Annotated in this window: 8 protein-coding genes; 5 read left to right on the top strand and 3 right to left on the bottom strand. The window is 48.5% G+C overall.

The window, feature by feature from the left end:
* From folE to ABYP73_RS10585, 5 genes are all read left to right on the top strand, one after another.
* The coding region (gene folE / locus ABYP73_RS10565) for a GTP cyclohydrolase I FolE (protein WP_372974296.1) at positions 1 to 560 on the top strand (560 nt) is incomplete at its 5' end.
* Between the two features lie 15 nt (positions 561 to 575).
* Complete coding sequence (gene cysS / locus ABYP73_RS10570) at positions 576 to 2,060, top strand: cysteine--tRNA ligase (protein WP_372946153.1); 1,485 nt, start codon at positions 576 to 578, stop codon at positions 2,058 to 2,060.
* Positions 2,057 to 2,278 carry a membrane protein insertion efficiency factor YidD gene (yidD, locus tag ABYP73_RS10575; RefSeq protein WP_372946154.1) on the top strand — a complete coding sequence of 74 codons (222 nt, stop codon included), beginning with the start codon at positions 2,057 to 2,059 and terminating at the stop codon, positions 2,276 to 2,278. Before cysS ends, yidD begins: the two co-directional genes overlap by 4 nt.
* 98 nt (positions 2,279 to 2,376) lie before the next feature.
* On the top strand, positions 2,377 to 3,333 hold the full coding sequence (gene lgt, locus ABYP73_RS10580) for a prolipoprotein diacylglyceryl transferase (protein ID WP_372974297.1): 957 nt from the start codon (positions 2,377 to 2,379) through the stop codon (positions 3,331 to 3,333).
* Between the two features lie 3 nt (positions 3,334 to 3,336).
* Complete coding sequence (locus ABYP73_RS10585; RefSeq protein WP_372944778.1) at positions 3,337 to 3,837, top strand: DUF192 domain-containing protein; 501 nt, start codon at positions 3,337 to 3,339, stop codon at positions 3,835 to 3,837.
* 68 nt (positions 3,838 to 3,905) lie between these two features.
* Here ABYP73_RS10585 and ABYP73_RS10590 read toward each other — a convergent pair whose 3' ends face one another.
* The 3 genes from ABYP73_RS10590 to ABYP73_RS10600 form a co-directional block, all read right to left on the bottom strand.
* Positions 3,906 to 4,619 carry a hypothetical protein gene (locus ABYP73_RS10590; RefSeq protein WP_372974298.1) on the bottom strand — a complete coding sequence of 238 codons (714 nt, stop codon included), beginning with the start codon at positions 4,617 to 4,619 and terminating at the stop codon, positions 3,906 to 3,908.
* Between the two features lie 334 nt (positions 4,620 to 4,953).
* A complete protein-coding gene (locus ABYP73_RS10595; RefSeq protein ID WP_372944776.1) occupies positions 4,954 to 5,430 on the bottom strand; it encodes a hypothetical protein in 477 nt (158 codons plus the stop codon).
* A gap of 102 nt (positions 5,431 to 5,532) precedes the next feature.
* Positions 5,533 to 6,522 (bottom strand): hypothetical protein (locus tag ABYP73_RS10600; RefSeq protein ID WP_372974299.1); only part of this gene is annotated, 990 nt, incomplete at its 5' end.

Here is a 6,522-nt window from a genome sequence, read left to right on the forward strand (position 1 = left end):
AACGCATTGAGCAGAGTGTGAGAGACGTGATGCTCACCCTTGGGCTCGACCTGGATGACGACAGCCTGAAAGGCACTCCAAAGCGTGTGGCCAAGATGTATGTGGAAGAGATTTTTAGCGGACTCCACCCTGACAGGAAGCCTAAGTCCTCCACCTTCAAGAACAAATACAAGTACGGGGAAATGCTGGTGGAGAAGAATATTACGGTCTATTCCACCTGCGAACACCACATGCTTCCCATTGTGGGGAAAGCTCATATCGCCTATATCTCTGCCGGGACCGTAGTGGGCCTGTCCAAAATGAACCGGATCGTGGACTATTTTGCGAAAAGGCCCCAGGTACAGGAGAGGATGAACATACAGATCGTACGCGAACTTCAAAAAGTACTGGGCACGGAAGATGTAGCCTGCGTGATAGATGCCAAACACCTCTGTGTAAATTCGAGGGGTATACGGGATGTGGACAGCAGTACCGTAACCGCGGAGTACGGTGGCCGATTCAAGGAAGAGGCCATCCGCAAGGAGTTTTTGGAATATATCAACATGGATACTACCTTTTAATCCTCGAGGATCCCCATGGCGCTTTACCGAGATCAGCAACTGAAAATCTACAATTCCCTTACCGGCCAGAAAGAGGTCTTTGAGCCCATCAATGAAGGCCATGTGGGCATGTATGTCTGTGGCCCGACGGTCTACAGCAATGTGCATCTCGGCAACTGCCGCACCTTTATGTCCTTCGACATGATCTTCCGCTATCTGAAACACCTGGAATACAAGGTGAGATATGTGCGAAATATCACGGATGCAGGCCATTTGGAGGATGACGATGCCGGAGAAGGGGAGGATAAGATCGCAAAAAAAGCGCGGCTGGAGCAGATAGAACCCATGGAAGTCGTGCAGCGCTATACGGTCGATTTTCACAACATTCTGCAGAAATTCAACCTCTTGCCTCCCAGTATTGAACCCACGGCGACCGGACATATCATCGAGCAGATCGAGATCATCAAGGAGATCCTGGAAAAGGGATACGCCTACGAGACTAACGGGTCTGTTTATTTCGACGTCCTCAAATTCAACAAAACTCATGAATACGGGAAGCTGAGCGGCCGCAAACTGGAAGATATGATCAGTAACACAAGGGAACTGACAGCCCAGGATGAAAAGCGTAACCCTCAGGATTTTGCCCTTTGGAAAAAGGCAGAGCCCCAGCATATTATGAGGTGGCCTTCCCCCTGGGGCGACGGATTTCCGGGCTGGCACCTGGAGTGCACCGCCATGAGCACGAAATACTTAGGGGAGACCTTTGATATTCACGGAGGGGGGATGGACCTGAAATTCCCTCACCACGAATGCGAGATCGCCCAGTCCGAGGCATCCACAGGACAGTCTCCGGTAAAATACTGGCTACATGCCAACATGCTGACCATGAACGGGAAGAAAATGGCCAAGTCTACGGGAAATAACATCCTGCCCAATGAGATCTTCTCAGGGGAAAACGACCATCTGAGCAAGGCTTTTTCCCCTGCTGTAGTAAGATTTTTCATGATGCAGGCCCATTATACCAGCATCCTCGATCTGAGCGATGAAGCCCTTTTGGCCTCCGAAAAAGGATATCAACGGCTTATGGACGCCATGGGGCTCATGGACAGCCTGGTAGCCGGTAAGTCCTCCGATATGGACATACAGGACTGGAGAAAGCGTTGCTATGACGCCATGAATGATGACTTTAACTCTCCTGTCCTGATCGCAGTACTCTTTGAAGGAGTCAAGTACATCAACCAGATAAGGGAAGGTAAATCCACCCTTACGGATGAAGACCTGTCTGTCCTGAAGCAGACCATGAACGATTTTGTTTTTGATGTTCTCGGACTCGAATCACAAACCCAGGACAGTGCCATTTCGGAGAAATTGAGCGGGGTGGTCTCCCTTCTGATCCAGATGAGGAATGAGGCCAGGGCGAGCAAGGACTTTGCCACCTCAGACAAGATCCGGGATGAGCTCGCAGCCATGGGTATACAGCTCATGGACGGGAAGGAAGGCACTACCTTCAGCATCTCATGAAGAAGATCCTCATCGCCCCCTTTGTCTTTCTTGTCAGAGGCTACCAGCTGCTGATCTCACCTTACCTGCCGTCCAGTTGTCGATATACGCCCACCTGCTCCCATTACACCCTGGAAGCCCTGAGGAAACACGGATTGTTCAGGGGAGGATGGCTTTCTTTAAAGCGCATCTTCAGTTGCCATCCCTGGGGTGGTAGCGGCTATGACCCTGTGCCCTAGCCTGCTGTGGTCCCGGGTTGTAAAGAAATCTCAGAGTAGCCCTCTAAATCCTTTACCTCTCTGGGTATTTGTGTATCTTAGACCCCTAAAATGACTTCATGAATTTTTTAGGTTTTATCTGGAATCCGGCCGATACGCTGTTCAGGATCGGCTTCCTGCAGATCAAGTACTACAACCTGTTGTGGATCATCGCCTTTGCCCTGGGCTGGTTCATCATGAAACGCATCTTCCTCAATGAGAAGAAAACAGTACAGGAATTGGATTCCCTCTTTATCTATACCGTGATCGCCACCATGCTGGGTGCCCGGCTCGGCCATGTGTTCTTTTATGACTGGCCCTATTATTCCCAGCACCTGCTAGAGATACTCCTCCCCATCCGCGAACGTGCAGGTGGCAGTCTGTTCGGGATAATCAGCGGGTATGAGTTCACCGGTTTTACAGGACTGGCGAGTCACGGAGCCGCCATCGGAATTATCATAGGCATGTACCTCTACGTTCGAAAGCACAAGGGCTTTAAGATGCTCTGGATCCTGGACCGTGTCGTGATCCCGGTATCCATAGGGGCATTCTGCGTCAGGCTGGGGAACTTTTTCAACTCTGAGATCAATGGGAAGATCGTAGAAAAATCTTTCCTGTTCGCCACGAAATTCGTGAGGGACAGTGATGATATGCCTGCTTCCAACGCCTTGCGCATCACCAAGGAAAAAACAGCAGATGCCGCTTACAAGGCACTGGAGAACAACCCCCAGTTCTCGGAATACCTGGAAGCCATTCCCTACCGGCATCCTGCTCAGCTCTACGAGGGGATCAGTTATATCTTTGTCTTTCTCCTCTTGTATTACCTCTATTGGAAGACGGCTAAGAAGGATAAGCCGGGATATTTGTTCGGCCTTTTCCTGGTCTTGTTGTGGACCATCCGTTTCTTTGTGGAATTCGTAAAGAAAAGCCAGGGCGGTTTTGAGGAGACCCTCGGGCTCCTGTCTACTGGCCAGTGGCTCAGCCTCCCCTTTATCCTGGTAGGCTTCTATTTTATGTTCAAACCTACAAAAGCATAATAGATGTACAAGCTAAGAGCTTTACACCGGGCGTATTGGGTCTTCCTTTGTGGCCTTTTCCTGATAACAGGATGTAAGGACGAACCCAAAAAGATAGTAACCACAGCCCCTGTTACCTTTTCCAAGGAAGGGACCCTGTCCCTGCTCAGAGGTGCATCGGATTCCCTGATCGCCCGACTCGACATTGAGATCGCCGAGGGGGAATACGAGACCCAAACCGGACTCATGTACCGGGATGGGATGGAAAAAGAGCAGGGTATGCTGTTTGTTTTCCCGGAAGAGGCTTACCACAGTTTCTATATGAAGAATACCCGATTTCCGTTAGACATCATCTTTATCGACCGGGACTCGGTTGTCACCAGCATCATAAAGGATGCCCAACCCTTGCAAGAACAGAGTTTGCCTTCGACCCAGCCGGTGATGTATGTCCTGGAGGTGAATGCCGGGTTGAGTGAGGCCTGGGGGCTGCAGGAAGGCGACAGGATCCGTTTCAGAAGACTTTAAGGCAATAATGACGTATAAAAAAAGTCCTGGGTGATACCTCAGGACTTTTTAATTTATTTACAGACTCCTTAGTTGTCTATGATATCTGCTGTAGCTTTTATATTCTCTTTCAGACTGTCGGCGATATCCCTGTTTCCGTCCTCGTCGTTGGGAAAGATCTCGATGATCCCGTCCTGGTTATTGTCTGTCGCCAGACTCAGGTCGATTTCGTTAAAAGAGCTCAGGAACTGGTCGATATCAAAAGTCACCGTAAAACTGACAACACCGTCAACGACCTGAACGCCCGTGCTTCTTCCCACATCCAGATTCTCACTGGTATCATGCCAGAATACAAAAGGAGTCCCGTCTATGGTCCCTTCAATAAAGATGGATTTGTCAAAAAGATCATCTGTGGCAGGGAGATCCTCATCCTTGTGGAATTTAAACCTCAGTTCCTTGTAAAGGCCATCGGGAACTACAACGGTACCGATCGTTTGAGTCAGGGCGTCAGACCCATCGAGCAAATCGACCTGGTAGGGTCCTCTGAATTGGATTTCGTCAGTATCCAGGTTGCTGTTCGGATCGTCGTCGTTCTTGAAGACCACATCCCGGATGGAGATCTTAAAATCGGTAAAGACCACATTCTCGTTGCCTTTACTGGCCGAGGTTGCGGCTTTGCCTGAAGCAGAGGAAGAGCGAACTCCTTCGAACCTCAACTGGATTTTTCCTTCGTCACTCTCGGCTGAGCAACTGGCCAGACCTATGGCCAATACTGATAAGAATACATGTTTTAGAATTTTCATGATGAAAGCATTAATAGGTTATCATTTATTTTTGGGGCGGGGCCGCACTCTTTGACCTCCTTTTGTATATAGAACAACTCCGTTTAAAGAACTCCTGAAAAATTTCGTTTTTTTTACAGAACCGACTGAAAATGGGACAATTATATTATGATCTCTAACGCAGAAAAATATTTAAAATTGCATACTACGCCCTGTGCTGAGGCCAGAACGGGAGTTTAGGTATCTTTCATAAAAAAAACTGTCCCATAAAAAGGGACAGTTTCAATTGACCGTCATCTTTAATTCATGGGGATGTTAAAGAAGAGGTCCGAACAATTTCCAATCCATAGCGTAGTTAGTTCTTCTCAAACACCAGGGTATCCGTACTACCGTCTCCCCCACTGATATCAATGAGTTCAATTCTGGTCGATGATCTAGAAACAATGTCCCAGTCATCTGTCAATTCCTCAAAGATCGGAGGGGCAGCGAAGAAAATATTGAAATCCACATCGTCCATACTGTCATAGTCGTCATCGTCAGAACTGTCGTCAACGGTCACAGACCAGGTACCGGTTACCGTACTGCTCCCGTTATCTGCAACCAGGCTTCCGTCTGCATTGAAGGTGAAGGTATATCCATTATAATCGTCGGTCTCATCGGTTCCGGAGTCAATATAGCTGCTGACCACCCATGTACCGGATACCGCCAGGTCTGTAACCGCCTGGGCGACAACTGCAGGGTCCTGCATTTCTTCATCCGTACTGTCTGAAGAGCACTGGGTCAGGAAGAAAGTAAGAGCTGGGAGGGCTAGGGTTAAAAGGAACTTTTTCATGGTTAATAATTTTTATGTAGTTACTTGAAGGGATTTAAAAAGAAAGGAGCATCCCGGCCCCAGGGGCTATTAAGGACCCGGACACTCCCGTAAAATGATAGGTTAAGGGGTACAGTTACTTCTGAATTCCAGCTCGTCATCATTCGCCATCCTCAGGTCGACCTCAAATTCATCCTCATACTGCTCCAGTTCGTGCAGCATCCAGTCGGCATTGAAATCACTGAGATCAGGGATGTTGATGCTTACGGTGATGTTGTTCCCGGACCCGCTGCTTTCCCAGGTCCCTGTAAAGGTTTCCGTTCCTGAATCAGCGGTGACATTGCCTTCGGCATCAAAACTGAAAGTGTATCCCACATACTGATCTGTGAGGTCCATGTCATTTCTCTCCAGGTCTTTCACATACCAGCCATCGCAACCGGTGATAAAATCAGCCAGACCTTCGGTGGTGCAATTGTCACAGTCGTCATCGTTGTAGTCGTAGTCGTCATCCTCATCACAGTCATCCTCGGCTTCGTCAATCACGTCCTCCAGCTGGTCCAGGTTAGACACTGAGATCTCAGTACCGTCTGAGAGGATCAGGGTGATCGGGAATTGTACGTTCACAATGATATCATCATCCAGTTCTTCGATAAAGAAATAGAGTTCCTGGTCGCTGTTGATGGTGATGGTATCGACAAGTTCGTTATTGGTGTCGAATACAGAAACAGTGATAGGATACGCTATGTCAATACATTCAATATCCTCATCGTATTCATTCTCCCCTGCGCACTCATCTGCATAGGCCTCAAACTCATCCAGAGAATTGATTGAGATCTCACTGAAATCACTAAGGACAATGGTGATGGGGAATTCGATCTCAATCGTGTCTTCATCTTCATCGAACTCATCCAGGATATCCTCTACGGTATCGAGGTCTTCCTCAGAATTTACGGTAAGCTCCATCCCGTTGACCACAACGGTAAAAGGAAAAGCCAGGGAAAAACAATTGGCCTGATCGACGATGTTGTCGTCAGAACCATCTTTCATGGCTGTTCTTTGCATGAGGTTGGCTACGGTCGAATTAGCCAGTAGCGCCTGTCCCTGAGGGCCTTC

The sequence above is a fragment of the Muriicola sp. genome (genome assembly GCF_041567615.1).
In the GTDB taxonomy this organism is placed as follows: domain Bacteria; phylum Bacteroidota; class Bacteroidia; order Flavobacteriales; family Flavobacteriaceae; genus Muriicola.

Bases quoted from the DNA above. Each gene is read 5' to 3' on its own strand.
- cysS (WP_372946153.1), top strand. From the start codon at position 576: ATGGCGCTTTACCGAGATCAGCAACTGAAAATCTACAATTCCCTTACC.
- yidD (WP_372946154.1), top strand. From the start codon at position 2,057: ATGAAGAAGATCCTCATCGCCCCCTTTGTCTTTCTTGTCAGAGGCTAC.
- lgt (WP_372974297.1), top strand. From the start codon at position 2,377: ATGAATTTTTTAGGTTTTATCTGGAATCCGGCCGATACGCTGTTCAGG.
- ABYP73_RS10585 (WP_372944778.1), top strand. From the start codon at position 3,337: ATGTACAAGCTAAGAGCTTTACACCGGGCGTATTGGGTCTTCCTTTGT.
- ABYP73_RS10590 (WP_372974298.1), bottom strand. From the start codon at position 4,619: ATGAAAATTCTAAAACATGTATTCTTATCAGTATTGGCCATAGGTCTG.
- ABYP73_RS10595 (WP_372944776.1), bottom strand. From the start codon at position 5,430: ATGAAAAAGTTCCTTTTAACCCTAGCCCTCCCAGCTCTTACTTTCTTC.